The sequence below is a fragment of the Ancylobacter sp. FA202 genome, assembly GCF_000380205.1.
In the GTDB taxonomy this organism is placed as follows: Bacteria; Pseudomonadota; Alphaproteobacteria; order Rhizobiales; family Xanthobacteraceae; genus Ancylobacter.
The window spans coordinates 3,185,769-3,212,641 of the sequence record NZ_KB904818.1; the positions used below are offsets into that span (position 1 = coordinate 3,185,769).

Consider the following 26,873-nt stretch of genomic DNA (forward strand, 5'->3'; position numbering starts at 1 on the left):
TTCAGCGGCGTCCGGACGGCGCCGCTCCGGACCACACGGGGAAAAGGCGTTCCAGCATCATCTTGGGCAGGATGAGGCCGAAGGCCATCGCCAGCAGGATCGCCGCCGCCGTAGTGGCATCGACGACGAGAGGCACCAGAAGGGTCGGAGAGGCCGTCTCGCCGGCATTCATCAGCGTCACCAAGCCCGCTGCGAGCCGGAAGAGGAAGGCGCCGGGCAGCAACGAGACGACTGAAGCGAAAGCGACGGCGGCGAAGGGCAGATGAAGGCGGTTGGCGACCGGGGTCACGATGACGCCCACGAGGAAGCAGGCGATGAAGGCGCCGCCTGCCACGCTCATTCCGTCCGCCAGCGCCAGCCAGCGGCTCGCATGCGCCAGCATGCCGATGGCGATGGGGATCCCCAGTGTGCGCCAGGGCATCGAGAAGAACGTGCCATAGGCCGCCACGGCGACGCCGGCGGCGAGCACGTCGAACAGCAGCGGCACCGCAACGACCGGCCCCGGCGGCGGCAGGCTCTCCTGGCCAAGCGCCAGCCCCGCGATGAGGCCGGTGCATATGACCAGGATGATCAAACCCGCAAAGCTGAAGCGCGCCACGCCGAGCGCGATGCGAAGCCGCGCCAAATCGAGCGCGCCGTTGAGCAGGTGCGGGCCAGGCACCAGGATCATGCAGGGGCACAGCGCAATGAGGTAGGGGTCGGCATCCGGCAGCAGCCGCGAGGTCAGCGCGGCGACAAGGCCGGCCAGCAGGGCGGCGCAGAGCGGCTGCGTCAGCATGTTCGCCGCGATGTGGGCGAGGCCGCGCCGCAGCGCGCCGCCGGCACAGGCGCTAAGCGCGGTAAGCAGAAGGGTCGCGGGGTCGCTGGCACCGAAGATGATCGCCAGCGCGCTGGCGCCCGCGCCGTTCATGACGACGGCCCGCAGCAGCGACACCGGCGCCACCCGGTCGACGGCGCGCAGCGCCGCGAGCGCCTGCGTGGCGTCCATGCGCCCGGCCGCCACCGCGTCGACGATGTTCAAGGTCTGCGTCACCTTGTTCATTTCGACGCCCGTCGGCGCGGCGGCCACCGTCTCCACAACCGGACCGCCCGGCAGGGCATTGCCCTCGATCCGCAAGACGATCTCGCCCCAGGCGGGCAGCACCGAAACCGTGAGGCCGAAGGCCCGGCCGAGCCGCTCCACCGTTACGATCAGGCGTTCGGTGGTCAGCCCGTTGCTATAGAGCAGCCGGGCGACAGCGGCGACGACGGCGACGGTGTCACCCGCCGCCCTCATTGACGCGGCCATGTCAGATGGCGGGATAGCGGGGGATATAGGCGAGCTCATTGATATGCGCCTCGATGTCGGCGGGGCGCGGCACCCGGGCGAGGCCCTTGTCGAAGATCAGCTCGGCGATGCGCGCGGCCACATGCAGCGAGGCTTTGCGGATATCGCGCTGCGGCGGGTAGATGAGGCCCAGCGCCAGATCGTCCGGCGTCACCTGCTCCGCCACCGCCTTGGCGGCAACGATGAACATATCCTCCGTAACGCGGCTCGACTGGGTGGCGAGCACGGCCATGCCCATGGCCGGGAAGATGTAGACGTTGTTGCCCTGGCCGGGCACGAAGCGCTTGCCGCCGAACTCCGCCGGCGGGAACGGGCTGCCGCTGGCGAAAATCGCCTGCCCGTTGGACCATTTATAGGCCTCCTCCGCCGTGCATTCCGAGCGCGAGGTGGGGTTGGAATAGGGGAAGATGATCGGTCGGGCGTTGATCTTGGCCATCGCCTCGATCACCGCCTGGTTGAACAGCTTCGGCACGGTGCTGACGCCGACGATCCCCGTCGGCCGGATCGCCTCGATCGCCTCGACAAAGGTGGAGATGGGCGCGTGGTCGTGGGCGAAGGGCTTCTGGAAGCCGGCAATGTCGGTGCGCGAATTGACCATCAGCCCATTCACGTCGAACAGCCAGTTGCGGGCGCGGGCTTCTTCGATGGTCGCACCTTCAAGCACCATCGCTTGGCTGATCAGCTCGGCAATGCCGGTCGCCGCCGAGCCGCCGCCGAGGAACAGGAAGGTCTGGTCGGTGAGCTTCTCGCCGGAGAGCTTCAGCGCCCCGTAGATGCCCGCCACTGCCACAGCCGCCGTGCCCTGGATGTCGTCATTATAGGTGCAGATCTGGTCGCGGTAGCGCTCCAGGATCGGCACGGCATTGATGTTGGCGAAGTCCTCCCACTGCAGGCAGCAAAGCGGGAAAAGCTCTGTCACCGCTGCGACGAATTCGGCGATGAAGGCATCGTATTCGGCGCCGCGCACGCGGTTCTGGCGCAGGCCCAGATAGAGCGGGTCGTCGAGCAGCGTGCCGTTATTGGTGCCGACATCGAGGGTGATCGGCAGCGTCATCTCCGGCGGCACGCCGGCGCAGACGGAGTAGAGCGCGAGCTTGCCGACCGGAATGCCCATGCCGTTGACGCCGAGATCACCGAGCCCGAGAATTCGCTCGCCATCGGTCACGACGATAAAGCGGACATCCCGCTGCGGCCAGTGCGACAGCACCTCCTTCAGGCGGCCCTTCATGGTGATGGGCAGGTACATGCCACGGGTCGCGCGCAGCACATGGTCGTATTTCTGGCACGCCTCACCCACCGTCGGGGTGTAGACCAGCGGCATGAACACCGCCGGATCGGACATCAGCACCGCATAGTACAGGGTCTCGTTGCGGGCCTGCAGGTCGCTCAGCAGCAGATATTTCTGCAAGTCATTGTCGAGGATCGACAGCTGCAGATGGATGCGGGCGACCTGTGTCTCCAACGTATCGGCCACCGGCGGCAGGAAGCCCTCAAGTCCAAGCCGCACCCGATCCTCGCTGGAGAATGCGCTGCCGCGATTGAAGACGGGATCGTGCAGCAAGGACGGACCGCTCGGGGCGGGCTGGGTGCCGGACTGCGACATGGCTTGGTTCTCCAGGAGGACGCTTGGAAGGCTTTCAGCTGTGTGGCGACGCCAGGGCCACGCGGGCCCCGGCGGGGATATCCGGAAAACCCGTCAGCCGTCCTGTTCCTTGGCGACGTAGGGCTTCACCATCTTCGCAGGATCGACCACCCGCAGGAACTCCTCTTCGGTCACGAAGCCGAGCTCAAGCGCGGCCTCCTTGAGCGAAAGGTCGTTGTCCATCGCGTGATGGGCGATCTTCGAGGCGCGGTCATAGCCGATCACCGGTGCCAACGCCGTGACAAGCATCAGCGAGCGGTCGACATATTGCTGGATGCGCTTGAGGTTCGGCTTGGTTCCTTCGACCAGGAACCTGCGGAAATTGGTGCACCCGTCGGTGGCGATGGCGATGGAGTGCATGATGTTGAAGATCATCAGCGGCTTGTAGACGTTCATCTCCAGATAGCCGCTGGCGCCGCCGAAGCCGACGCTGACATCATTGCCCATCATCTGCACGGCGATCATCGTCAGCGCCTCGGCCTGGGTCGGGTTGACCTTGCCGGGCATGATCGAGGAACCGGGCTCGTTCTCGGGGATGATCAGCTCGGCAAAGCCGGCGCGGGGCCCGCAGGACATCAGCCGGATATCATTGCCGATCTTGTAGAGCGAGACCGCCACGGTGCGCAGCGTGCCGGAAAACTGCACCAGCGCGTCATGGGCGCCCTGCACGGTGAACTTGTTGGGGGCCGTCACATAGGGCAGGCCGGTGAGGGTGGCAATTTCCGCTGCCACCGCCTCGGCAAAGCCCGGCGCCGCGTTAATGCCGGTGCCCACCGCCGTGCCGCCGAGCGCGAGGCGGTAGACGTCGCCAAGCGCGGCCTCAAGCCGGGCCACGTCATCGGCCAGCATGCCGGCATAGCCCGACCATTCCTGGCCCAGCGTGATCGGCGTCGCGTCCTGCATATGGGTGCGGCCGATCTTGACGATATCCGCCCATTCTTCCGCCTTGGCGGTGATGGCGCCCTCAAGCGCCTTGAGGGCCGGGATCAGGCGCTGCGTCGCATTCACTCCGACGGCGATGTGCATGGCCGAGGGGAACGAGTCGTTGGACGACTGCGACATGTTCACATGGTCGTTCGGGTGAACCGGCGCCTTGCTGCCCAGCGGGGTGCCGGCGAGCTGGCAGCATCGGTTGGAAATCACCTCGTTGACGTTCATGTTGAACTGGGTGCCGCTGCCGGTCATCCACACATGCAGCGGGAACATGTCGTGGTGCTGGCCGGCCAGGATCTCGTCGCACACGTCGACGATGAGCTTGAACGCCTCGTCGGGAAGCCGCCCGCCGGCATGATTGGCGCGCGCCGCCGCCTTCTTGAGCAGAGCGTAGGCGGTGATCATCTCGCGCGGCATCAGGTCCTTGCCGATGCTGAAATGCTCCAGCGAGCGCTGCGTCTGGGCGCCCCAGAGCTTATCGGCCGGGACCTGGACCTCGCCCAGGCTGTCGGTTTCTTGGCGGAAATCAGACATGAGGAACCTTTTGGTGGCGCACGCCACGCCGTATCAGAGGGGAGCGAGGAGGGAAATCCTACCTCCGATCCTCCCAGCCAAGCTCTAGGGGTTCATCCGCGCCTGTCAAGGCCGCCGATCAATGCTGGACGGGGCGGTGCGGAACGGCCAGCGCCAATGGCCTGGGGAGCTCTGCGCGTCCTGGCTATCGACGTGTCGGGGATTTCAACCGTCGGGCGCACAACCCAGGCTGACGCTGAGCGGCCGGGCGTCGGTGTGCGATCTCGGCCAGATGACCGCAAGCATACGAACGCGGAACTCCGCCGCTTTCTCCGCGCGAGATAGCAGCATTTCGGGGCGCATTGAGATCGCCGTCAAAAACCTTCGATCATAAGGCGTTTCTATGTAGAAGATATGATAATACTAAATCGGTGAAATAGTTCGCGGTGGATTTGTAGTTTCAAACAAAATCCGCGTCGGTTACACAGTTCTGTATGTTTCGAGCACATGCAGGACGGATGAACCACGATGACGAGACTTTCTGGAGCCGAAGCGAGTCCTGCCTTCGCCTATGACGGCTACGCCACTCTCGGGCGCATCGGCCTTATCTATATCGCCTCCAGCGTGGTGATGGATGCGGAGATGGCCGCGATGGCGGCGCCCGGCCTTTGCGTGCACACCACGCGGCTGCGCCTGCCCAAGGTGACGCTCGAAGGGATCGACGCAATGATGACGGCGCCGGAACTGGAGCAGTCCGCGCGCCTGGTCGGCTCGGCGCCCATTGACGCGCTGTGCTTCGGCGGCACCAGCGCCTCCTTCGTCTACGGCACCGCCTATGACAAGGCGCTGATCGCGCGGATGCAAGGGTGGGCGCCCGGGCCGAAAGTGACGACGGCGTCCACTGCATCGCTGGCGGCGCTGGCGGCGGTGAAGGCCGGCCCTGTGGCGCTGGCGACGCCCTATGTTGACGCGATCCACCAGCGCGCCATCAACTTCCTCGGCTCGAACGGTCATCCGGTGCTGCGGCACGGCAATCTGGGCATCGACGAGGACCATGCCCTGGCGGAGGTTCCGCTGGATAAGGTCTATGACCTCGTGTGTTCCGTCGACCATCCCGATGTCACCGCGATCTTCATCAGCTGCACCAATTTCCGCTCGGTCGGCGTGATAGCGGCGCTGGAGGCGGCACTCGGCAAGCCGGTGATTTCGGCGGTTCAGGCGTCCTTCTGGCACTGCCTGGAAATCACGGGCATCCAAGGCGCGCGCCCTGGCTACGGCCAGCTTTTCGACAGCCGTCTGGCGCGTTGAAGAACGCGCCCGATGGGTAGGCTTTTGCATTGGAAAATCCGATACCAAGAAGAATATAAATATATTTTATTGATGGGCGGCGAACCGGCACCTTCACAGGACGGGTCCTTGAAGGGGGCGCGAGCAGGCAATTCGAGCGCCGGAAACGTTCTGCGATTTTAACTGAATAATCGATCACTAAAGTATAGACATGTCATTCATTTGATACCTGAGCGTTTTAACGCTCGGGTTTTCGTTGTTTATTGGCTTATTGTGCCTTTCTTTTTGCTTTAAGTTGCAACAATTTCGTGATTATAAAATAGTCACATGCACAAATTTTTATATAAAGTGTCATAAATAAGTATTTATACTTGACGTAATGACGGCTTCTTTCAAAATTAACGACACATGAAGGGTGTCGTTAATGCTTGAGATCGCTGTTGGGCGGATGAGAATGCTTGTCGTTCGCGAGCCATTGTCGCGACTAGACCTTCGCCCGATGTGTCGCCCGCGGGTCGATGTCGATCTTCCTTACGTCAGCGCCCTTTCACCGCTGTGGTCGGACAGGTGGACCCCGCCGACGCTCGCTCGAGCGGCCGACCGCTCGGCCCCCCTGTCGAGGCTGAAGATCCGTAAGTCACTGGAGAGCCGATTTTGCTGATCAAGGAGGTTCGCGTCAGCGTGCATCGTTTCAAGAACGAGGTGCCGCTGATCAACAAGCCGATCGAGGATGATTACCGTATCATCTGCGAGATCGAGACCGATGAGGGGCATGTCGGAGTCGGCATGGCATCCCGCTTTCTCTGGCACGGCGTGGCAGCCATCGTCGAAAAACATCTGGGCCCCGCCATTATCGGCATGGACCCGCGCGATCTCGAGAAGATCCACGCCCGGCTTCAGCCGCTGGTTTCCGAGCGTGGCGCGATGACCGGGATCAATCTGGCGGGCCTGTCCTGCATCGATCTCGCGCTCTGGGACGTGATCGGCAAGGCCAGCAACCGCACCGTCGCCCAGATGCTCGGCGGCGCGAAGAACTATGCCGACGCCTATGTCACCTATGGCTTCGGCGCCTTCGAGACCGAGCATCTCATCGAAATGGCGCGGATATTGATCGGCAAGGGGCATACGCGCCTCAAGATGCTGGTCGGCACCGGCCGCGGCTTGGTGGCGGATGCGCGCCGTGTCGCCGCCGTGCGCGAGGCGGTGGGTGAGGACATCCTGCTGGCGGTGGACGCCAATGAAAGCCTGCGGGCCGAGGAGGCGCTGCGCATCGCCAAGATGATCGAACCCTACAACATCGCCTGGTTCGAGGATCCATTGCAGCGTGTGGATGCGCGCGATCTTGGCAATATGCGCAAGCGCACCAGCATTCCGCTCTCCGCCGGCCAGATGGACGGGCACTCGCTGCGCTTCCGCGAGTGGATCGAGCATGACTCGATCGACATCTTCATGCCGAACAGCATGTACAATGGCGGAATGACCGAGACCCGCCGGGTCGCTCATCTCTCCCAGATCTACAACAAGCCTTTGTCCGACGCCGGTGGCGGTGGCGTGTGGTGCCTGCATCATGTCGCCGGCTTCCGAAACGGCACGTTGGCGGAAATCCACCTCGGCACCGAACAGGTCGAGGAACAGATGTTTGTCGACCCGCCCAAGGCGGTGAACGGACGGATCGCCATCCCGGCCGCCCCGGGCTTCGGCGTCACACTCAACCGGGATGTCCTCAAGGAAACGCTCGTCAGCGCCTGACGGGCCAACGCAGGAGACTGAGTAATGACACGCCGCCTCACATCCAGTGCCGTACTCGGAGCCCTCGCTCTCGGCGCGGCCCTTTTCACCGTGCCCGCCAGTGCCGAGCCGCTGCACCTCAAGATCGCGAGCCCGTCGCCGGCCGGCGGCTTCGATACCGTCATGGCGCAGAAGATCGCTGACAAGATGAAGGCCAAGCTCGGCGACCAGTTCACCTATGAGCTGTTCGACAATGCCACCATCGGCGACGAAGTCGTTCACATGCAGCAGGTGCGGACCGGCCAGATCGACATGACGCCGCTCGGTTCCGATGCTGTCACCCTCGATCCGGTGTGGGCGGTGTTCGACATGCCGTTCATCTTTGCCGATCGCGCGGCGGTGGCCAAGGCGCTTGACGGTCCGTTCGGGCAGGAGCTTGCCGCCTCCATGCGCGAGAAGGCCGGGCTTGAAGTGCTGGCCTTCGGCGAGATCGGCTTCCGCCAGATCACCAACAGCGTTCGGCCGATCAAGACCCCGGCGGATTTCAAGGGCATGAAGATCCGCGTTCCGGGCAGTGAAACCCGCATGCTGACCTTCAAGACGCTCGGCGCGACGCCGGTCAACATGAATTTCGGCGAGGTCTTCCTCGCCCTGCAGAACAAGACCATCGACGGGCAGGAGAACCCGCTGAACGACATCGTCGAGCGCTCGCTCAACGAGGTTCAGCCCTACATCTCGATTTCCAACCACGTCTATACGCCCGTCACCTTCGTGATGAACGCTCGCAAATTTGCGGCCCTGCCCGACGACCAGAAGGCCATGCTCAAGGCGGCCGCGCTGGAATCCGCCAAGGAGATCCGGGAACTGGGCGCCGTCAAGGATGTGGAGCTCCTCGCCAAGCTCAAGCAGGCGGGCAAGAACGAGATCATCGAGATCGACCGCGCCTCGTTCATCGCTGCCTCTCAGCCGCTCTACGAGCAGATCGGCGCCATCGCCGGCGGCAGCTATGCGGCCGACCTGCTGAAGGCCGTCAAGTAGCGGCACCCCGCCCTGCGCAAACGTGGTGTCCGGCGGCGTGTCACGCCGGCGGGCGCCCATTACAGGAACGGAAGCGATGTCTTTGCCCGCCCCGCCCACCCCGACCAACGAAGACCTCCGCCGACAGTTGGAGGAGGCCGAATTCGAGGTCGAGCTTGGCCAGAATGAACGCGGCCCGGATGCCTGGATCAACGGCATTGCCGGCGCTCTCGGGGCGGCGACGTTGGCGGTCATCACCATCCTTGTCTTCACCAATGGCTCGCTGCGCTACCTCTTCAACTTCGGCATCATCTGGGCGGATGAGATCGTGATTGCGCTCGTCCCCTGGCTCACCATGATCGGCATGTTCTTGTCGGTGCGCCGGCGCGAGATCATCCGCATCACCCATTTCGCCAATCGCCTGCCGGAGAGGCTTCGGCGCATCATCGGTGCCTTCGCCGATCTGCTTTCGGCGGCCTCCTTCGCCTATCTCGCCTTCTTCTCGCTGGATTATCTCGCCTTGTTCGGCGGCGACAAGACCATCTACCTGAAGATCCCGAAGGGCTGGTTCGTCTCGGCAATGGTGATCGGCTCAGTGCTGCTTGCCCTTGCCTTCCTGGTGGATTTCCTGCGCGGCCTGCGGGCGCCGCAGGCGGCCCCGATCTCCGAGGAAGGGGCCGCACGATGACCGGCGCCCTCATCGCCATCGGCGTTCTACTCTGTTTCCTGGTGCTCGGCGTGCCGATGATCGCGGCTCTGCTCACCTCCGTCGCGCTGTTGCTCTATCTCAGCGGCCAATGGGGCCTGTCGCTGCCGCAGACCATGGTGGCAGGCATGTCCAGCTACACGCTGCTGGCCCTGCCGTTGTTTGTCTATGCCGGCACACTGATGAATTCGGGCGGCATCGCCGTGCGGCTGTTCGATTTCGCCCGCTCGCTGATCGGCTGGACCAAGGGCGGCCTCGCCCAGGTCGACGTGCTGACCAGCATCTTCTTCGGCGGCATGGTCGGCTCGTCGGCCGCCGACCTTGCGGGCACGGGCTCGGTGCTCATTCCGGCGATGAAGCGCCACGGCTATTCCGGTGCGCTGGCCTCTGCCGTCAGCGCCTCGTCCTCGGGCGTGGGGCCGCTGATCCCGCCGTCCTCGCCGGCCATTCTCTACAGCGCGGTGACTGGCACCTCGCTCAGCGCGCTGTTTCTCGCCGGGCTGATCCCCGGCCTGCTGCTCGGCGGCGTCTTCATGCTCACCATTGCCTTTCTGGCGCGGCGGCATGGCTATCCCACCTATGGGCGCTTCTCACTACGCGAGGTGTGGAAGACCGGCCTTGCCGCCGCCTTCGCACTGGGTATGCCCGGGCTGATCATCGGTGGCCTGGTGGTCGGCGCTTTCACCCCCTCGGAGGCCGGCGCGTTCGGGGCCTTCTATGCCGCCTTCGTGTCCTGCGCGATTTACCGCACGCTTAACTTCAAGGGCCTCTATCGCGCCACGGTGGCCGCGGTTCAGATGACCGGCGAACTGCTGGGCATCGTCGCGCTGTCGGTGGCGCTCGGCAGCGCGCTGTCGGCCGCCCATGTGCCGCAGGCCTTCACCGGCCTCATCGACATGCTCACCATCGGCGACAGCGTGTTCATGCGCCTGCTGGCGATGATGATCATCGCGGTCATCGCCGGCATGTTCATCGATCCGCTGATCCCCGTGCTGGTGCCTGTGCTGATGCCGGCGCTGCTGGCCTATGGCATCGACCTCACCCATTTCGGCGTACTGATGATCATGGCCGTGGTCATCGGCCAAATCACGCCCCCGGTGGCGATGTCGCTCATCATCACCGCGCGGATCGCCAAGGTCGACCAGTGGCAGGTGTTCCGGGCCAACATGCCGTTCTTCATCATCACGCTGGCGTTCACGCTTCTGCTGATGGCGGTGCCGGGGCTCTCGACATGGCTGCCCGCCTATATGAATGACTGAGCGGGCGACGCCGCAATGGAAGGAGTTCTCGGATTGAAAGACGAATGGGCGATCATGAACTGGGTCAAGCGCGGCAATGTCCGCTCGAAGATCTGGGCGATTCTCCCGGTCGAAAGCGCCGCCGTGCTGCCGCGCATCGACGACACTGGCCATTGGGAGGATTTTCGCCGACTGCCGGCCCAGCGCTTCGCCGGCCATGACGCCGCCGCCGAGGCGATCGCAGCGGATGGCTTCTGCTTCATCACCGAAGCTCTGGCCATCGGGCCGCTGGTCAACTGACGCTGCGGCGTCCGGGCCACCGGCCGGACCATTGCGCGGGTAGGGCAGGGCGGGCGCTTATCCACGCCCTCCATCGAACGCTCTGAGGGTTGACCGGCTCTCCGCCTCGATGGCGGCACCCAGGCTCCGCAGCGCCTCCCGCGCGCCTGGGCCGGCCCTTGCGGCTAGCGCCGCCGTCGCGGCCACGAGCTGTCGCACCACATCCGCGTCATTCATGCCATAGCGCGCGATCGCCGCCAGGGCGGGGCAGGCGAAGTCCTGCAGCGAACTCACCGGGGTTATGACGCGCGGGCGCCCTTGCTCGTCCGCTCGCACCGGCGAGGGGAACTCTCGTTCCGCCAATGCGCAAAGCGCCTGTTCCAATCTGTCGATGCAATAAAGCGCCGTCGTCGGATCATTGATGCCGGGTGAAAGCGCCCGCTGGGCAATCTCGACGAACCGGCGCAGCGAGAAGTGCAGGTCCTGTGTCGGTGTGCGGTCCGATCCCACGACGAACGCCTCGCGCAGGAGGTCGAGCACCTCGTCTGAGGCGCGTGCGCGGGGCGCGGCGCGCAGCACGGCGTCCCGCTCGGTCACAAACCGGCCCGGAGGAGTGTCGACGCTGACCAGAAGATCATGCTCGGTGGCAATACGCATCACCGCCTCTTCATCGAGGCGCTGCACATAGCCGCTGCCTTGGATGAAGACAGCGAGCGGATCTGCTTCCAGCTCGCGCAGCAGGCCGGCCGGGGCGTGGGCGTCACGCGGGCTCGGCTCCTGTCCCAGCTGGGTGGGATAAAGCCGGTCGATCGCGGCCTGCGTCTCCCGCGCCAGCTCGGCCAGCACGGTTTCGATGCGGATCGAGTTGGCGATGTGGTGGATGAAGTAGATGAGCACGGCAAGGCTGAGCGTTGCCAGCACGACTCCGAAGGTGACGGAGATATGGGGCACGAAGCTAGCTTCCTCGGTGCCCCGCACGGTGCGCAGCACCAGAAGGCAGTAGAGGAAGGTGCTGGTGAAGGTACCGAGCACCAGCTGGTTGCCACGGTCGCTCATGAAGCTGCGCAGCAGCCGGGGACCGAACTGCGAGGAGGCAAGCTGGAGCGTCAGCATGGTCATCGAGAAGGTGAGGCCGGCGACCGTGATCATCGAGCCTGCGACCGCCGACAGCACGGCGCGCGCGCCTTCCGGCCCGAAGCCGTAGAGCCAGCCCAGGCGCTCGATGGCCCCATCCTCCAGCGAAGTGTCCAGCCAGACCAGAGCGAAGGAGAGCGCGGCAGCGCCCGCCGCCATGGTTGAGGGCAGGAACCAGAAGCTGGAGCGCAGGCGATCCCACACGCCCAGAAGCCAGGTCGGCAATGACAGATGGTCCATGTTCACCCCCAGCCATCAATCACCAGGGCACCATTTAGTTCCGGTGACGGCGGGCGTGGCCCCCGTGAGCGTGGGCGCCCGAAAGCGGGCAAAGTCCTTCCAACCGCTGAAAATAATCTGATTCCTGAGTCCCCCGAGGGAGTTCACCGCTATCGCCCCACCGGCTAGAACCGTCGCTGATGCGGATGGAAAACACGATGCCGGATACCCCAACGATCCTCCTGCTGGGACATGAGGCGACCCTTCATGAATCCCTTTCGCCGATCCGGCTGCGAGCCCTTCTTGGTGAGGCGGCGCTCCGGGGTGCCAGGGTGGTCCTGGCCCGTAGTGCCGATTGCGACGTTTCCACGGGACGGATAAGGGCTAACGAGTTCGTCGAAGGGGCATGGAAGAGCGTCGAGATAGGTGTGCCTCCGCTCATCGTCGCGGCAGCGCCCGTGACCCGGCCCGAGCATCGCGTGGTCGAGAACTGGCTGCGCGAGACGACCAAGCTTCTGGGCTTTGACGGCTTCGACAAGCACGAAATGACCGCGCTACTGGCCGCCTATCCCCACCTTGTGCCGCACCTGATTCCCGAAGAGGTGCTGGTCGCCGAGCGGATCGAGGCCCAACTCGCCCAATGGCTGGAAGGTGGCCCGATCGTGGTGAAGCGGTCCGATGGCGCGCTGGGAACCGGGATCTTCTTCATCGTTCCGCACGGCGGCGAGGTTGTCGTTCACAAGGACTCGCAGTCCTGGAGCGGCACGGCCGCCGAGGCGATGGCGCGCGTCATTGGCGCGATCCGCGCGCGCATGGCGTACCGGACCTATCTGGTTCAGCGCTTCATCGACACCCGCGATGCGGTTGGCCAGCCGGCGACGGTGAGGCCCGATATGGTCCGCCGGCCGGATGAAGGCTGGGACATTTACCGCCTGACGGGCCGCATCTCCATCGGCTCCAAGCTGGTGTCGAACCGCGCCAAGGGCAGCGCTCTCGTGGACGCGGAATCTTATTTTGCGGCGCGTGGGGCGACCGACCCGGCTGGAAAAATCGACGAGATTCAGGCGCTTGCCCGGGACATCGCCACCACGCTGTGCCGCGCGCCCGGCCTGAGCGCCTCTTATGAGTTCGGCATCGACTTCGCCGTCGACCAGGATCTCCATTTCTGGTTCCTCGAAGCCAATAAGCGCCCCCTCGCCAATGGTGCCGAAGTGGAGCGGATAGGCCCGGTGATGACCTACTGGCTGTCGTTGATCGCCGATTGATCCCCTGCGTCCCAGCCCCACCGGCCGGATGAGCGGATGAAGCCGTCCATCAGCGTGCCGAATGTGTTGCTGGCCACCGTCTCCTGTATCGTCCCATGAGAGCTGACGCCTGGGAGCGGATGCTCCGCGACCTCGTGTAAGCCGGAGAGATAACGCGCCGAAGCCGTGTCAGCCACGTTCTCGGCACCATAGACGATCTCGATATGGGGCGCTCGATCAGTGCTGGCGATCCGCTGCCGCAGATTGGTTTCGTCCTCGGTCAAGGGGCGTCCGATCTTGGTTCCGATGCGGTCCCGTGTCTTTCCCGCCAACACCGGAATGATGATGGGGCTGAAGGCCATGATGCCCTCGGCGCCCAGCTTCAGGCCGTAATGGAGAGCCCCGAAGCCGCCGGCGGACTGGCCGAGGCAGAGCACCCGGCGAGACTGGAGGTCGGCGCAGAGGCCGCGCAATTGCCGCACCGTGGTCTCCACGTCAGCTCCCAGCCCCGACACGCCGCCAAAGTAATAGCTGTGCGACCAGTCGAAGAGATAGATGACGTTGACGTTCAGCCGTCCGAGCAGGCTTTGCATGAAGTAGACTGACAAGCCCAGGCGCTTGGCCCTGCCGGTGAAGGCGACCAGCGTCGTATCCGAATTGGCTGGAACCACCCAATAGCCGCGATCCTCTGATCCCTCGTCCTCGGTCTCCCTATCGGGCAGGTATTTGCGGTCCTCGGCGCGATGTCGCCGCAGCTCCCGCAAATCGGCCATCACTTCCACCACGCTCGCACGCAGATCGCGCACATCCATGAGGGTCGCCAGCATGGCGACCGTCTCGCCGATCATGCCGCAGCGGACGAACTGGCGGCAGACGTCGAGGCGCAGCTGGGGATCGGAGTTCCCGTGCGCGATGGACTTGGCATAGGCGAGGTAGGATGAATCGAGTTGCGAGGCGGCGTGGATCCGCCGGGAGGGGCGGAGCGCCGACGAGCTAAACGTGGTGTCCGGCGGCATTGGCGACGATCCGTCCGGCAAGCTCCCGGATCGTTAGTTCGCTAACGAGAAAGAACTCCGCCCCGATGGGACGATTGAACGTCGTCTCGAACTGCAGCGCCATTTCGACGGCGTCGACGGAATCGATATCGAAATGGGAGAGATGTGAATCCAGATCGATCGTCTCGCTATCCTCGCCTGAAATGACGGCGAGATAGATGACGATCCAACGGAGCACGCGCTCGCTGTCCAGTGATGTCTGCATGGATGAGAGTGTCGGCGAGAGAACTATCATCAGGATACCAACATTATCATATGCACGCGCCTGAACCTGGAGCAAGGGATGGGGAGCCCTTCTTCCGCCGCCACCCGCGAGCTGGCATTGCCGCCCCGTTTCCCGCAGTCGGAAAAATGCGCCAGAATTGTTTCCCGGCGTTGCGCGAGCCGGGACAGCAATGCTCGGTCGCAAAAATCTTCGGCAGGGCCAGGGTTAGGCGCGTATAGGGGCGGCATGGACGATATGCGCGGTTCTGAAGCGGGAAGTGGCCCGCACATACTCGTGGTCGATGACGACCAGCAAATTCGCAAGCTGCTCGGGCGCTATCTCGTCGAGCAGAATTTTCGCGCGTCGCTGGCCGCCGATGGCAAGGAGGCGGAGCGCCGCCTCACCGAGGGGCGGATCGACCTGGTCGTGCTCGACCTGATGCTGCCGGATGTCTCCGGCCTCGACCTGTGCCGGACGATCCGTGTTCGCTCCACTGTACCGATCATCCTCCTCACTGCACTGAAGGAAGACGTCGATCGCATCATCGGGCTGGAGATCGGCGCCGACGATTATCTCGGCAAGCCGTTCAATCCGCGCGAGCTTGTCGCCCGCATCCGGGCCGTGCTGCGGCGCCTGTCGCCGCGCGACGCGGCGCCCACCACGCCCGTCATGCGCCTGCGGTTCAGCGGCTTTCTCGCCGATCCGACCAGTCGCCAGCTCTGGGACCCGGAGGGCCGGGAAATCGTGCTCACCGGCGCCGAGTTCGACCTTCTGCTCGCCCTTCTGGAGCGGCCGGGGCGCATGCTGTCGCGCGAGCAGCTTCTCGACATCACCCATGGCCGCGCCTCGGCCGGCTTCGACCGCTCGGTCGATGTGCTGATCAGCCGGCTGCGACGCAAGCTCGGCGACGCTGGAAACTTCCAGATTATCAAGACGTTGCGCAACGGCGGTTATCAACTGGCCGCGCGGGTCGAGCCCGCAGCAGGCGCGGACACGGCCTCCTCGTGAACACCATCCGCACCAAGCTCACGGCACTTCTGGTCGGTTGCGTGCTGGGCGTGCTTGTGGTGGCGACCGGGCTGTCCTTCCTCATGCTGACACCGCCGGATTTCGGCCGGGCGGACGACGCGGCGGCGGTTCAGCTCGGCTTGCTCGTCGACCTCGCCGAGCGCACGCAGGACGCCGTTGAGGAAGGCCCCTATGGCCGCATCGCCGGTGCCCCTGCCGGTGGGCGCAGCGTTGAACCCATTACCGGCTCGATCAACGGTGCCCTCGCGCGCCGCGGACGGGCGCTGCATGTGCTCATCACCGTGCCGCCAGATCTGGATTGGCCGGTGATATCGGCCCCACTTTCCGATGGCCGCTGGCTCATCGTCCCGATGTCCCTTCCGATGCCCAGCCCGAACAATGCGTGGCCTCTCGTCGGTTGGATACTTCTTGTCGCGTTGGGGGTTACGCTGGTGATGGTCGTCGCCGTGCGGCGGATGACCGAACCGCTGGCGCTGCTGCAACGAACTGCCGATGCCATAACGCCCTGCAGCGATGTCGATCCGGTTCCTGAGAAGGGGCCAGCCGAGGTGCGGGCAGCGGCGCGCGCCATCAACCAGTTGGCGACACGGTTGCGGCAGGTGATGGAAAGTCGCATGCGGCTGGTGGCGGCTGCAGGGCACGATCTGCGCACGCCGATGACGCGCATGCGTCTGCGTGCTGAATTCCTGGCCGAAGAAGAGCGCACGGCCTTCATCGACGACCTCGACGAACTTGACCGTATCGCCGACAGCGCCATCCGCCTAGTGCGCGAGGAGGTGGAGGATGGCGGCGGCGAGCCTTTGCGTCTCGACGCGATGGTGGCGGACACGGCGGCGGAACTGCGGGAGATCGGCTATGCCGTGACGTTGGGACAGACCTGCCCGGCTTTGATCCGTGCGCGCCCGGAAGCGCTCCGCCGCGCCATGCGCAACCTTTTCATCAATGCGGCCACCCATGGGCGGGAGGCGACGGTGCTTATGGGGAGCAGCGTTGGCAGGGTGCAGGTGCTGATCGAGGATGCCGGTCCAGGAATTCCTGAGGAACTGCTTCCGCGCGTGTTCGAGCCCTTCTTTCGTGTCGATCCGGCGCGCGGCGCGCCTACCCCTGGGGCGGGGCTGGGCCTCGCCATTGCCGAGCAGATCGTGACCCGCAATGGCGGGACTCTCAAACTTGAGAACATGGCGATCGGTTTGCGTCAGGTGCTTGAATTCCCGATGGTGACGCTGGGAGAAGATCTGCCCGAGGGAGGATAACCCAAGGAAGGTATTGCGCTGGCGCGTCTTTCCGGGCTGAGATGGTCCATCCCCCTCTGCCGGAGCCAGTCATGGCCAATTACGTGAAGATCAGCGGCTTTCTGGGTGCTTGCATCACGGGCGTCGTGCATTTCCTCACCGATCTGCGCAAGGCTCCCGCCCTTGCCGAGGAAGCCGGCTATGGCGACCTGCCCAAGCTGCCCAAGCCCAAGCCGACACTTATTCCCATCATGAAGATCGCCCCCGCCATCGGCTGGGGTCCAGGCCAGAAGCCCACGCCCGCGCCGGGCTTCAAGGTCAGCTTCTTCGCCGAAAACCTCGATCATCCGCGCTGGGTCTATGAACTGCCGAATGGTGACATCCTCGTCGCCGAGACCGCCGGACCGCCCTGGCCGGCCGGCATTTTCAGCCTGCGCTGGTGGGCGATGGGCTTCGTCATGGTGCGCGCCGGCGCCGGGGTGAAGAGCGCCAACCGCATCACTCTTCTGCGCGACGCCGATGGCGACGGGGTGGCCGAGATCAAACTGCCCTTCCTGGAGAACCTCTACTCGCCCTTCGGCATGGCGCTGGTGGGCGATCAGCTCTATGTCGCCAACGCGGATGCGCTGGTGCGCTTTCCCTATATCCCCGGCGCCACCCGCATCGACGCGCCGCCGGTAAAGGTGTGTGATCTGCCTTCGGGCCGCAATCACCACTGGACCAAGAGCTTGGTCGCCAACAAGGAGGGCACCAAGCTCTATGTCGGCGTTGGTTCCAACTCCAACGTCGCTGAGTTCGGCATGGAGGAGGAGGTCGACCGTGCCGCCATTCTGGAGGTCGATATCGCCACCGGGGCGCGGCGCGTCTTCGCTGGCGGCCTGCGCAACCCGGTTGGCATGGACTGGAATCCGGTCACGGGCGAATTGTGGACCAGCGTCAACGAGCGCGACGAGATCGGGGACGACCTCGTGCCCGATTATATGACGTCAGTGAAGGACGGGGCCTTCTATGGCTGGCCCTATTGCTATTACGACAAGATCGTCGACGAGCGGGTGAAGCCCCAGCGGCCGGACCTTGTCGCGGCCTCGCTGAAGCCGGATTACGCGCTGGGCTCGCACACCGCCTCGCTTGGCCTCACCTTTGTCGATGATGACCGCTTCGGCGCGCGCTTCACCCATGGCGCCTTCATCGGCCAGCACGGCTCTTGGAACCGCAACCCGCCCTCCGGCTACCGGGTCATTTTCGTTCCCTTCAAGGATGGCAAGCCGGCCGGGCCGCCGGAGGAAATCCTTGGCGGCTTCCGGGTCAATGGCAAGGCGCTCGGCCGGCCGGTGGGGGTGATCGTCGACCAGCGCGGCGGGCTTCTGTGCGTCGATGATGTCGGCGACTGCATCTGGCGCGTGTCGGCGGTCTGAGGCGGACGCAGCTGATGATGTTCAGGCGATGGCGGGACTGATCCTGCCGTCGCCGAATTCGAAGCCGAAAAACGCAATGTCGCGGGCATAGAGCTGCGCCACCAAGGCACGGGTTTCCTCGGTGTAGTAGCGGCGATAGTCGCGGCGACGCGAGGCGTTGATGACCGGCAGCGGACCGCTGATCCCGGTGCGTTCCATAACCTGCTGGAAGTCCTCGGCAAGCCGCTCGAAGCGGCAGACCTTATCGACCATGAGTGTGCCGGCCTCGTCGACGAGATAGTCGATCTGGTTGCGGTGAATCGATTTGGCGCCGTCCGTGTCGCGCACCTCGTCGCCGCAATTGGCGATAAAATCTTCGAACGTCGTTGCCCGCTCCAGCACATAGGTCTGGAAGGCATTGAGTCGGGACCCTCGCTGCCAATCCGCCCGGTGGGCGTCGATCATTGCCCACCACGATACGAGGCGATCCCATGGGTTCCGTACAACAGAGAATGTGAAATAGGTACCCCATTGAGGTCGACCATAGAGGTCACGCAGCTCGAGAGCAGTGAAATGCTTCTCGGGCAATTCAGCGGGAAGGCCGAAATGCGCTGTAATCGATGTTCCGCCTGTTTTCTGAATGTGAACGAAGATGACTTTTCGTTCGTGATCGATCAAATTGCGCTCCCAATCCGGCTATAAATACCATTTTAGGTGAATGGCTTCGGAAAAAGACGTCTTAGATCTGCATTATGGATGCGGAATAGCTGCGGATCAACAGCGATATCTCTTTGAAATTTCCAGAGCCCGGCGCCGCCGAGCCCGCCGGCCTCTTCCACCGGCGCGGAGAATGGCCTAAGTGCGCGGGAGATTTTCTCGGGAACCTTCGCGCGCATGATCCGGCTCGATTCCATCGGCAAGCAGAACGGCAAGCAACTCGTTTTCATCGAGGCGTCGGCGACGCTCTTGAAAGGCGAGAAGGTGGGCCTCGTCGGCCCCAATGGCGCCGGTAAGACCACGCTCTTTCGCCTGATCACTGGCGAGGAGGCGCCCGACGAGGGACAGGTATCCACCGATCGCGGCATCACCATCGGCTATTTCAGCCAGGATGTCGGCGACATGGCTGGCAAGTCGGTGCTGGCCGAGGTGATGGACGGCGCCGGTCCGATCAGCGTCATTTCCGCCGAATTGCGGGCGCTGGAGGCCGCGATGGTCGACCCCGACCGCGCCGACGAGATGGACGCGATCATCGAGCGCTATGGCGAGGTGCAGGCTCGCTTTGAGGAACTGGACGGGTATTCGCTGGAGGGCCGGGCCAGCGAGGTTCTTGCGGGCCTTGGCTTCACTCAGGAAATGATGGACGGCGATGTGGGGCGGCTGTCCGGCGGCTGGAAGATGCGGGTGGCGCTCGGGCGCATCCTGCTCATGCGCCCCGACGTGATGCTGCTCGACGAGCCTTCCAACCATCTCGACATTGAGAGCCTGATCTGGCTGGAGGCGTTCCTGAAGAATTTCGACGGCGCGCTCATGATGACCTCGCATGACCGCGCCTTCATGAACCGGATCGTCAACAAGGTGGTGGAGATCGACGCCGGTTCGCTCACCTCCTACTCCGGCGATTACGAATTCTATGCCCAGCAGCGGGCCTTGGCGGAGAAGCAGCAGCAGGCGCAGTTCGAGCGTCAGCAGGCGATGCTGGCCAAGGAGATCGCCTTCATTGAGCGGTTCAAGGCCCGTGCCTCCCATGCCGCGCAGGTGCAGAGCCGGGTGAAGAAGCTCGACAAGATCGAGCGTGTCGAGCCGCCGCGCCGCCGGCAGACGGTGGCCTTCGAGTTCCAGCCGCCGCCGCGCTCGGGCGAGGACGTCGTGAGTTTGAAAAACGTGCACAAGGGCTATGGCGCCCGGCGCATCTATGACGGGCTGGACTTCCATGTCCGCCGGCGCGAGCGCTGGTGCGTGATGGGCGTCAACGGCGCCGGCAAGTCGACGCTGCTCAAGCTGGTGGCAGGCGAGACCGTGCCCGATGACGGCAGCGTCTCAGTCGGCGGCAGTGTGAAGATGGCCTATTTCGCCCAGCACGCCATGGAAGTGCTGGAGGGCGAGCGCACCGTGTTCGAGACGCTTGAGGATGCCTTTCCGCAGGCGGGGCAGGGTTCCTTGCGCTCACTGCTCGGCTGCTTCGGATTCTCGGGCGACGATGTGGAGAAGAAGTGCCGGGTCCTCTCAGGTGGCGAGAAGGCGCGGCTTGCCATGGCCCGCATGCTCTACGATCCGCCGAACTTCCTGGTGCTTGACGAGCCGACCAACCATCTCGATATCGCCACCAAGGAAATGCTGATCGCCGCGCTGGCCGATTATGAGGGCACTATGCTCTTCGTCAGCCATGACCGGCACTTCCTCGCGGCTCTGTCGAACCGCGTGCTGGAACTGACCCCGGATGGCATCCACCAATATGGCGGCGGCTACATCGAATATGTCGCCCGCACCGGGCAGGAAGCGCCGGGACTCAGAACCTGATTGTCGCGGCTGCGCGCCAGCGCCGGCGTCAGTTTCAGCTGGCGAGCGCCCTGAGGCCGATCTCGTCGATCAGCAGGGTGTCGTCATGCGCCTCCGGCACGAAGCCGAGGCGCGCATAGAAGGCGTGTGCGCCGGCATTCGCCTTGTCCACATGCAGCTTCATGAACGCGCACCCCTGCGGTGCCTCGCGGGCGAGGATGGCGGCAAGGAGCGCGCGCCCCAGCCCGCTGCCGCGCTCGGCCGGCGCGACATAAAGATCCTCGACGAACACGCCCGGCCGGCCCCGCCAGCCCGAGAAGGCGTAGGTGTAGAGGCACAGCCCAACCGGCGCCTCCTCCCGCCGGGCGATCACCGCCTCGAACAAGCCGAGCCCGGTCGGGCCGTAGCGCTCCAGGCTCGCGGCATCGGCGCCCGGCGTGAAGCCGGGCCGGACATGGTTGGCCAGTTGCGCGATCATATCGGCGACGGCGGTAAGATCACCCCGCTCGATCGGCCGGATCGTCGGCGGCTCCGGGACCTCCATCGCTCTCACCGCTCCGTATCCGCCGCCACGCGATGGGTCGCGCCGAAACCGTCCAGAAAGGCAATAAGGTTGCCGCCGAGCCCGTTGCAGACATAGCCGCCTTCCTGCACCAGCACGGTCGGCAGACCGAACTCGCCGATCTTCGCTCCAATGCGCCGGAAGCCAGGCGTCGAGACGCTGAGCCCGGCGAAGGGGTCGCCCTCATAGGCGTCGAGCCCGAGCGCGACCACCAGCGCGCCCGGGCAGAAGACGGCAATGCGCGACAATGCTCGGTCGAGCGCGGCCAGGAAGCCCTCGTCGCCGGTCTTGCGGGGCAGCGGCAGGTTGAAATTATAGCCGAGGCCCGGCCCTTCGCCGCGCTCATCGCCATGCCCCCAGAAGAAGGGATAGAAGCGGGTCGGATCGGCATGAAGCGAAACGGTGAGCACGTCAGCCCGGTCGTAGAACACGCCCTGCGTGCCGTTGCCATGATGCACATCGATATCGAGGACGGCGACGCGGGGCGTACTTGCGCGCAACGTCTGCGCGGCGATGGCGGCATTGTTCAGGTAGCAAAAGCCGCCGGCCAGATCCTTGAAGGCATGATGGCCGGGCGGGCGACACAGCGCATAGGCGGCGCTCTCGCCCTCCATCACGCGATGCGCCGCATGGGCAGCGGCATGGGCGCTGCGCAACGCGGCAGCATAGGTCTCCGCCCCGATCGGGCAGGAGGTGTCCGTCATGTGGTAGCCGGCCTGCCCCACGGCGGAGAGCGGATAGGCGCCGCCCCGCCGGTCGGGGTGGATGTTCGGGATCACCTCTTCCGACGCTCCCTCGATCCGCTGCCAGCGCGCGAAAATGCCTTCGAGGAAGGCGAGATATTCCGGTGTGTGGATGGACGCCGCCGGCGCCAGGCCGAGATCGGGCGGCACTTCCGGCGTCAGGCCGGCGGCACGCGCGGCCTCGAGCAGGATGTCCGCGCGGGCGGGTGTCTCCGGGTTGGGCGCGCGGGCGCCGCTTGTCAGAAAGAAGCCGGGATAATGCCGCCTCTGCGCGGCATCGAAGATCACCTTCATGGCGTGGGGATCCCTATAACGGGAGTGGGCGGGCCCTTCAATGCCAGTCGTTCGCGCACTTCGTCGGGGGTGGCGAGCCGGTAGCCGAGTTCCTCGATGATCCGCGCCATCTTGCGTACCTGCTCGGCATTCGAGGTGGCGAGCTCGCCGCGGGCGATGGCGAGGTTATCCTCAAGTCCCACGCGGACATTGCCGCCGAGAATAACCCCCATGGTGCCAAGCGGCATTTGCTGGCGGCCGGCGGCGAGCACGGAGAAGTGGTAGTCGGTGCCGAGCAGCCGGTCGGCAGTCGCCTTCATGTGCATCAGCTGCTCCGGCGCCGCGTCGATACCGCCCAGCACGCCGAGCACGAACTGCAGGAACACTGGCGGCTTCAGCAGGCCCTGCCTGAGATAGAAGGCAACGGTCTGGAGGTGGCCGACATCGTAGCATTCCAGCTCGAAGCGGGCGCCCCGCGCCGCGCCGAGGTCGGCGAGGATTGTCTCGATATCCTCGAAGCTATTGCGGAAGATGACCGAGCGGGTGGCTTCCAGAAAGCCACGTTCCCAGTCATGGCTCCACTCATAGCGGTCGGCAAGCGGGAACAGGCCGAAATTCATCGAACCCATGTTCAGCGAGCACATTTCCGGCTCGATCAGTCGCGCGGCAGCCAGCCGGTGGTCGAGCGTCATTCGCGAGGAGCCGCCGGTCGACAGGTTCAGTACCGCGTCGCTGCGGGCGCGGATGCGGGCGACGATCTCCTCGAACAGCGCGGGGTCAGCCGAGGGCATGCCGGTGGCGGGATCGCGGGCGTGCAGGTGCAGGATCGCTGCGCCGGCCTCTGCCGCCTCAATCGCTTGGTCGGCGATCTGTTCGGGTGTGATCGGCAGATAGGGGCTCATCGACGGCGTGTGGATCGAGCCGGTAACTGCGCAGGTGAGTATGACCGGGCGGCTCATCACGCACCACCTAACGGCAGTTTTGCCTCGGTTGCGAAGCTCTGCAGTGCGGAGCCGAGCTTGTCCATTATCTCGTCGATCTGCTCATCGGTGATAATAAGCGGGGGGCAAACCATGAAGTGATCGCCGACCCTCCCGCCACGGGTGCGGCGCGAATAGATGATGAGCCCGGCATCATAGGCGAGGTCGACGAGGCGCAGATGGGCGTTGAGCGCCGGCGGCAGCGGAGCCATCGTTTCGCGGTCCGCTACCAGCTCGAAGGCCAGCAGCAGCCCCTTGCCGCGCACGTCGCCGATGAAGGGGAAGCGCGTCATCAGCCCTTCCAGCCGCGCCTTCAACATGCCCCCCTGCCGCTCGGCGGCTTCGATGAGGCCGAGCCGGTCGATTTCCTCCAGCACCGCGAGACCGGCCGCGCAGGCCAGCGGGTTGCCGGCATAGGTGTGGCCATGGATGAATCCGCCATGGTCGATCACCGTCTCGGCGAGGATGCGGTCCGCCACCATGGCGCCGAGCGGGGCATAGCCGGCGCCAAAACCCTTGGAGAGCGCCACGATGTCGGGACGAAGGTTCCAGTGCTCGCTGGCGAGATAGCGGCCGGTGCGGCCCGCCCCGCTCATCACCTCGTCGCAGATGAGCAACAGGCCGAACTCGTCGCAGATGGCGCGGATGGCGGCGTAGTAGCCATCCGGCGCCACCAGCGCGCCGGTGGACGCGCCACCGACCGGCTCCATGATGAAGGCGAGGCAGGTCTCGGGCCCCTGCCGCAGAATTTCCTCCCGCAGCATGTGAGCGTAGCGCAGGCCGCGCTCTTCGAGGTTAAGTCCGTCGCGGTCGAGATAGCAGGTGGGGGCGGGGATTTTCGGCATCTCCCGCAGCATCGGCGCGAAGGGCGCGCTCATCAGCGACATGCCGGTGACCGCCAGCGCGCCCAGCGTCGAGCCGTGATAGGAGGGAAAGCGCGAGATCATCTTCCAGCGCTCGGCCTGCCCGCGCGCCACCGCATATTGCCGGGCGAGCTTGAGCGCGCTCTCCACCGCCTCTGAGCCGCCGGAGACGAAGAACACCCGGTCAAGACCTTCCGGCATGCGGCCGGCGATGCGGGTGGCGAGGCGTTCGGCCGGTTCGTTCTCGAAATGCAGTCGGTAGCCGAAGGTGGAAAGATCCATCTGCCGGCGCATGGCGTCGAGCACTGCCGGGTTGGAATGGCCGATATTGGAGACCATCGCCCCGCTGGAGCCATCGAGATAGCGCTTGCCCTCGTTGTCCCAGAGATAGACGCCCTCGCCACGCGCCAGCGTCGGCCGGCGCAGGCGGGTCTGGTAGAAGAGATTGGAGGCGGGACGCTCAAGGCTCATCGGGCGACTCATGCGCGGCGGCGAGGGAGGCGGACACCATCACCCGGCCCGCCGGCGGTGAGGGCGTCGAGAGGCAGCCTTTGCCCATCACGCATCATGATGGAGCGGAGTTGTCGGTAGCGGATCCTGCGGATTCGCATGAAGAAGGGCGCCCACTATCGCGCCAATCCCGGCATCGCGCTACCGGGGGGGCGGGCAATTGCCGCTAGCCGAGGCAGGCATCCTCGGTCGCACTGTAGCCCTTCGGCCGTGGCGCGCTGTTGGCCGGCTGACCCCGACCGAGAGCGCCGTCCGAGCGGGCCCGGAGATAGATAAAGATGGCGTCGACGAAGCACATCACATTCGGGTTCTTGCCGAAGGCCGGCATCACCAGATCCTGGCTGGTGCTGACATTCTGCTTGCCATTGGTGATGGTGTCGAGGAACTGGCTGTAGTTGAGGTCCTGCAAGGCATCGGTCAGTGCGGGCGCGAAGCTGGAGCCGAGCCCGTCCGGGCCATGGCACTGCATGCAGTTCGCGGTGTAGCGGATGTAGCCGATCGCCGTGTACCAGTCGACCGTGCCGTCCGTGTCGATCTTGTAGGTCGGGTTGCCCTGCTTGTCGCTGTATTCACCGGCGTCGGAGCTGACCGCGGCCGGGTCGCCGGAGGGGTCGGCCAAGGCTGAGGGCATCAGAGAAAGCAGGCAGGCGGCGATGGCCGCGCCGGGGCGTGCAGGCATGCGATCCTCCCGCTCCGCCGTCTTGTTCTGCAATGGCGTGCGGTCGGAGCGCGCAATGCTCCATCGCCGGGCGGGCGCGGTCAAGTCGGGGAACTGAAGCGAAGGGGAATCGAAGCGAAGGGAAACCGAGGCCGTCCCTTCAAGGCGAGCCGCAGGACGGCGGCTCGCTTTAGGATCTCGGTTTATGACCGGGCCTATACAGAGAGGCGATCCGAGGCCCTAATGCACGGTAACGACCAAAACCCGTCAGGGGCTGACGGGCAAGATGGTGGTGGTGCTCTTGCCTTGTGTGGTCGAAATCACCGCCGCTGTGGCTGCAGTAACTCCGAGCATGGCGGCAACTCCGACCGTCGGATCGATGCTAGTCGAGGGAGCCGCCTCGACCTGCCTGGAGCAAACAGTCGCTGTCATCGAACTGACCACATTCAGTGGCGCCTCACCGCTATAGACGAACCGGGCGCTGCCTTCGCCGATCACCGAAATCTTGTCGCCGGCCTTGAGTTTCATGCCGACTTGGGCGACCTTGAAGCCATTGCCGCGGTCGACCATTACCGTGCCGGTAAATGACTTGAGCACGCCCACCGAGCGATTCATCGGCAAATTACAGCTCGTCTGGGCCGCGGAGGCGCTACCGATCGCCGCGAGCGACAAAATTCCAGCCGTCAGTATCGACGCAACAATCCGAATCCGATCCCCTACTTGAAGTCCCGCGGTTGATCCTGTGCGAAAGAACGACTCTAGCGCAACCTTCACCCACTATGTCTACGATGTGGTATCGCAGTGCGGTGGCGTCCGCAAGGCGACGGCTCAAAGAGGTGAGGCCCGTCGTCGGGCGCCCTTTGAGAGCCGACGCGCTCCCGTCGTCCGGTAGGAGACAAGCGCAGCGCATTCAGCCATGACCATTGACCCATAAAAAAACCGCCCCGAGGGGCGGTTTAACAGGAAGGCGCATGTAGGAGCGACGGACCCCACTCGGCCCGACCTTCGATCAATCCACGCGGCCGTTCGCTCAGGGGCTGACGGGAAAGATCACGGTTCCGCTCTTGCCATCGGACGCCGAGATAGCCGCCGAAAGGCCCGCGCCAACGGCAAGGGTGCCCACGATGCCAACAGCGGGGTTCATCCCGCCCGAATTCGTCAGGTCAAAGCCGCAACCCGGAACCTGAACGATTTCGGTGGTCGAGCCGGGCACCGTAAGAGTCTTCTGATTGCCGAAATCGACCACGGCCTGACCCTGACCAAGCACAGAAATCCTGTTGCCAGACACAAGCGAGGTTCCGACCACGCCCGGCGCGAAGCCATTGCCCTTGTCGACCATCACCGTGCCGACAGTCTGCGCAAGCCGGCCCGACGTCTGGCAGGCGTCATCAGCCATCGCAGTTTCGAAAGCGCCAAGCGACAAAACGCCAACGATCACAACGGAAAATTTTGTTCGCATCATCGCCCCTTGACCTCCCTGGACACGGAGTTCCGCCTGCCGAGCTGGCACCGTTCCACAACATCGAAGCTAGCACTGCATAGCACATCCTCATTCGTAGATGGCTACCGTAACGAAAATGGAAATGCACGCAGGGCGGCTTTGCGT

At 64.6% G+C, this 26,873-nt stretch carries 26 protein-coding genes; 11 read left to right on the forward strand and 15 right to left on the reverse strand.

The genetic code is table 11. From position 1 onward, the window contains the following. Position 1: 1 nt before the first annotated feature. The 3 genes from A3M1_RS0114430 to fumC form a co-directional block, all read right to left on the reverse strand. Complete coding sequence (locus tag A3M1_RS0114430) at positions 2 to 1,276, reverse strand: threonine/serine exporter family protein (protein WP_245261679.1); 1,275 nt, start codon at positions 1,274 to 1,276, stop codon at positions 2 to 4. A 13-nt stretch (positions 1,277 to 1,289) separates the two neighbouring features. Next, positions 1,290 to 2,930: an NAD-dependent malic enzyme gene (locus A3M1_RS0114435; protein ID WP_018389693.1), complete on the reverse strand. Its 1,641-nt coding sequence runs from the start codon at positions 2,928 to 2,930 to the stop codon at positions 1,290 to 1,292. A 93-nt stretch (positions 2,931 to 3,023) separates the two neighbouring features. Then, positions 3,024 to 4,436, reverse strand: coding sequence for a class II fumarate hydratase (fumC, locus tag A3M1_RS0114440; RefSeq protein WP_018389694.1), 1,413 nt, complete (start codon positions 4,434 to 4,436; stop codon positions 3,024 to 3,026). A gap of 507 nt (positions 4,437 to 4,943) precedes the next feature. Here fumC and A3M1_RS0114445 point away from each other — a divergent pair. The 6 genes from A3M1_RS0114445 to A3M1_RS0114470 all read left to right on the forward strand — a co-directional run bounded on the left by A3M1_RS0114445 (position 4,944) and on the right by A3M1_RS0114470 (position 10,691). Further along, on the forward strand, positions 4,944 to 5,723 hold the full coding sequence (locus A3M1_RS0114445) for a hypothetical protein (RefSeq protein WP_018389695.1): 780 nt from the start codon (positions 4,944 to 4,946) through the stop codon (positions 5,721 to 5,723). A gap of 633 nt (positions 5,724 to 6,356) precedes the next feature. Then, positions 6,357 to 7,451, forward strand: coding sequence for a mandelate racemase/muconate lactonizing enzyme family protein (locus A3M1_RS0114450; protein WP_018389696.1), 1,095 nt, complete (start codon positions 6,357 to 6,359; stop codon positions 7,449 to 7,451). 24 nt (positions 7,452 to 7,475) lie between these two features. Then, positions 7,476 to 8,468 carry a TRAP transporter substrate-binding protein gene (locus A3M1_RS0114455; protein WP_018389697.1) on the forward strand — a complete coding sequence of 331 codons (993 nt, stop codon included), beginning with the start codon at positions 7,476 to 7,478 and terminating at the stop codon, positions 8,466 to 8,468. A gap of 76 nt (positions 8,469 to 8,544) precedes the next feature. Then, positions 8,545 to 9,135, forward strand: coding sequence for a TRAP transporter small permease (locus A3M1_RS0114460; RefSeq protein ID WP_018964078.1), 591 nt, complete (start codon positions 8,545 to 8,547; stop codon positions 9,133 to 9,135). Further along, entirely contained in the window at positions 9,132 to 10,412 is a 1,281-nt protein-coding gene (locus tag A3M1_RS0114465) for a TRAP transporter large permease (protein WP_018389699.1), read from the forward strand. Before A3M1_RS0114460 ends, A3M1_RS0114465 begins: the two co-directional genes overlap by 4 nt. A 33-nt stretch (positions 10,413 to 10,445) precedes the next feature. Continuing rightward, a complete protein-coding gene (locus tag A3M1_RS0114470; RefSeq protein WP_018389700.1) occupies positions 10,446 to 10,691 on the forward strand; it encodes a hypothetical protein in 246 nt (81 codons plus the stop codon). Between the two features lie 57 nt (positions 10,692 to 10,748). On the opposite strand, the gene A3M1_RS25095 is transcribed toward A3M1_RS0114470, so the two are convergent. Beyond that, positions 10,749 to 12,044: a DUF2254 domain-containing protein gene (locus A3M1_RS25095; RefSeq protein WP_018389701.1), complete on the reverse strand. Its 1,296-nt coding sequence runs from the start codon at positions 12,042 to 12,044 to the stop codon at positions 10,749 to 10,751. Positions 12,045 to 12,241: 197 nt separating this feature from the next. Here A3M1_RS25095 and A3M1_RS0114480 point away from each other — a divergent pair, with 197 nt between their 5' ends. Further along, positions 12,242 to 13,288, forward strand: a complete 1,047-nt coding sequence (locus A3M1_RS0114480; RefSeq protein ID WP_245261680.1) for a YheC/YheD family protein — start codon at positions 12,242 to 12,244, stop codon at positions 13,286 to 13,288. On the opposite strand, the gene A3M1_RS0114485 is transcribed toward A3M1_RS0114480, so the two are convergent. After that, on the reverse strand, positions 13,261 to 14,283 hold the full coding sequence (locus tag A3M1_RS0114485; protein ID WP_018389703.1) for a hypothetical protein: 1,023 nt from the start codon (positions 14,281 to 14,283) through the stop codon (positions 13,261 to 13,263). The two genes, A3M1_RS0114480 and A3M1_RS0114485, sit on opposite strands and share 28 nt — an antisense overlap. Further along, entirely contained in the window at positions 14,261 to 14,527 is a 267-nt protein-coding gene (locus A3M1_RS0114490) for an acyl carrier protein (RefSeq protein WP_018389704.1), read from the reverse strand. Before A3M1_RS0114490 ends, A3M1_RS0114485 begins: the two co-directional genes overlap by 23 nt. Before the next feature lie 246 nt (positions 14,528 to 14,773). On the opposite strand from A3M1_RS0114490, the gene A3M1_RS0114495 reads away from it, so the two are divergent. The 3 genes from A3M1_RS0114495 (at position 14,774) to A3M1_RS0114505 (ending at position 18,203) form a co-directional block, all read left to right on the forward strand. Beyond that, positions 14,774 to 15,535: a response regulator gene (locus A3M1_RS0114495; protein WP_245261681.1), complete on the forward strand. Its 762-nt coding sequence runs from the start codon at positions 14,774 to 14,776 to the stop codon at positions 15,533 to 15,535. Continuing rightward, complete coding sequence (locus A3M1_RS0114500) at positions 15,532 to 16,809, forward strand: ATP-binding protein (protein ID WP_018389706.1); 1,278 nt, start codon at positions 15,532 to 15,534, stop codon at positions 16,807 to 16,809. The genes A3M1_RS0114495 and A3M1_RS0114500 overlap by 4 nt, the downstream gene beginning before the upstream one ends. Before the next feature lie 71 nt (positions 16,810 to 16,880). Continuing rightward, positions 16,881 to 18,203 carry a sorbosone dehydrogenase family protein gene (locus tag A3M1_RS0114505; RefSeq protein WP_018389707.1) on the forward strand — a complete coding sequence of 441 codons (1,323 nt, stop codon included), beginning with the start codon at positions 16,881 to 16,883 and terminating at the stop codon, positions 18,201 to 18,203. Between the two features lie 21 nt (positions 18,204 to 18,224). On the opposite strand, the gene A3M1_RS0114510 is transcribed toward A3M1_RS0114505, so the two are convergent. Together A3M1_RS0114510 and A3M1_RS26485 are read right to left on the reverse strand one after the other, a co-directional pair. Beyond that, positions 18,225 to 18,860: a sulfotransferase family 2 domain-containing protein gene (locus tag A3M1_RS0114510; RefSeq protein WP_245261682.1), complete on the reverse strand. Its 636-nt coding sequence runs from the start codon at positions 18,858 to 18,860 to the stop codon at positions 18,225 to 18,227. 32 nt (positions 18,861 to 18,892) lie between these two features. Further along, the gene (locus A3M1_RS26485) at positions 18,893 to 19,078 is read right to left on the reverse strand and encodes a hypothetical protein (RefSeq protein ID WP_156029625.1); all 186 of its coding nucleotides are present in this window, start codon (positions 19,076 to 19,078) and stop codon (positions 18,893 to 18,895) included. On the opposite strand from A3M1_RS26485, the gene A3M1_RS0114515 reads away from it, so the two are divergent. Continuing rightward, on the forward strand, positions 19,077 to 20,699 hold the full coding sequence (locus A3M1_RS0114515) for an ABC-F family ATP-binding cassette domain-containing protein (protein WP_018389709.1): 1,623 nt from the start codon (positions 19,077 to 19,079) through the stop codon (positions 20,697 to 20,699). The genes A3M1_RS26485 and A3M1_RS0114515 overlap by 2 nt on opposite strands. Before the next feature lie 34 nt (positions 20,700 to 20,733). On the opposite strand, the gene A3M1_RS0114520 is transcribed toward A3M1_RS0114515, so the two are convergent. The 7 genes from A3M1_RS0114520 to A3M1_RS0114550 form a co-directional block, all read right to left on the reverse strand. Further along, positions 20,734 to 21,222, reverse strand: coding sequence for a GNAT family N-acetyltransferase (locus tag A3M1_RS0114520; RefSeq protein WP_018389710.1), 489 nt, complete (start codon positions 21,220 to 21,222; stop codon positions 20,734 to 20,736). A 5-nt stretch (positions 21,223 to 21,227) separates the two neighbouring features. Beyond that, positions 21,228 to 22,277, reverse strand: coding sequence for a histone deacetylase family protein (locus tag A3M1_RS0114525; protein WP_018389711.1), 1,050 nt, complete (start codon positions 22,275 to 22,277; stop codon positions 21,228 to 21,230). After that, positions 22,274 to 23,215 carry a 3-keto-5-aminohexanoate cleavage protein gene (locus A3M1_RS0114530; RefSeq protein WP_018389712.1) on the reverse strand — a complete coding sequence of 314 codons (942 nt, stop codon included), beginning with the start codon at positions 23,213 to 23,215 and terminating at the stop codon, positions 22,274 to 22,276. The genes A3M1_RS0114525 and A3M1_RS0114530 overlap by 4 nt, the downstream gene beginning before the upstream one ends. Continuing rightward, on the reverse strand, positions 23,215 to 24,570 hold the full coding sequence (locus A3M1_RS0114535; RefSeq protein WP_018389713.1) for an aspartate aminotransferase family protein: 1,356 nt from the start codon (positions 24,568 to 24,570) through the stop codon (positions 23,215 to 23,217). The genes A3M1_RS0114530 and A3M1_RS0114535 overlap by 1 nt, the downstream gene beginning before the upstream one ends. 205 nt (positions 24,571 to 24,775) lie before the next feature. After that, positions 24,776 to 25,288, reverse strand: coding sequence for a c-type cytochrome, methanol metabolism-related (locus A3M1_RS0114540; RefSeq protein WP_018389714.1), 513 nt, complete (start codon positions 25,286 to 25,288; stop codon positions 24,776 to 24,778). Between the two features lie 246 nt (positions 25,289 to 25,534). After that, a complete protein-coding gene (locus A3M1_RS0114545) occupies positions 25,535 to 25,882 on the reverse strand; it encodes a hypothetical protein (protein WP_018389715.1) in 348 nt (115 codons plus the stop codon). 415 nt (positions 25,883 to 26,297) lie between these two features. Further along, positions 26,298 to 26,729: a hypothetical protein gene (locus A3M1_RS0114550; RefSeq protein ID WP_018964076.1), complete on the reverse strand. Its 432-nt coding sequence runs from the start codon at positions 26,727 to 26,729 to the stop codon at positions 26,298 to 26,300. Positions 26,730 to 26,873 lie beyond the last annotated feature (144 nt).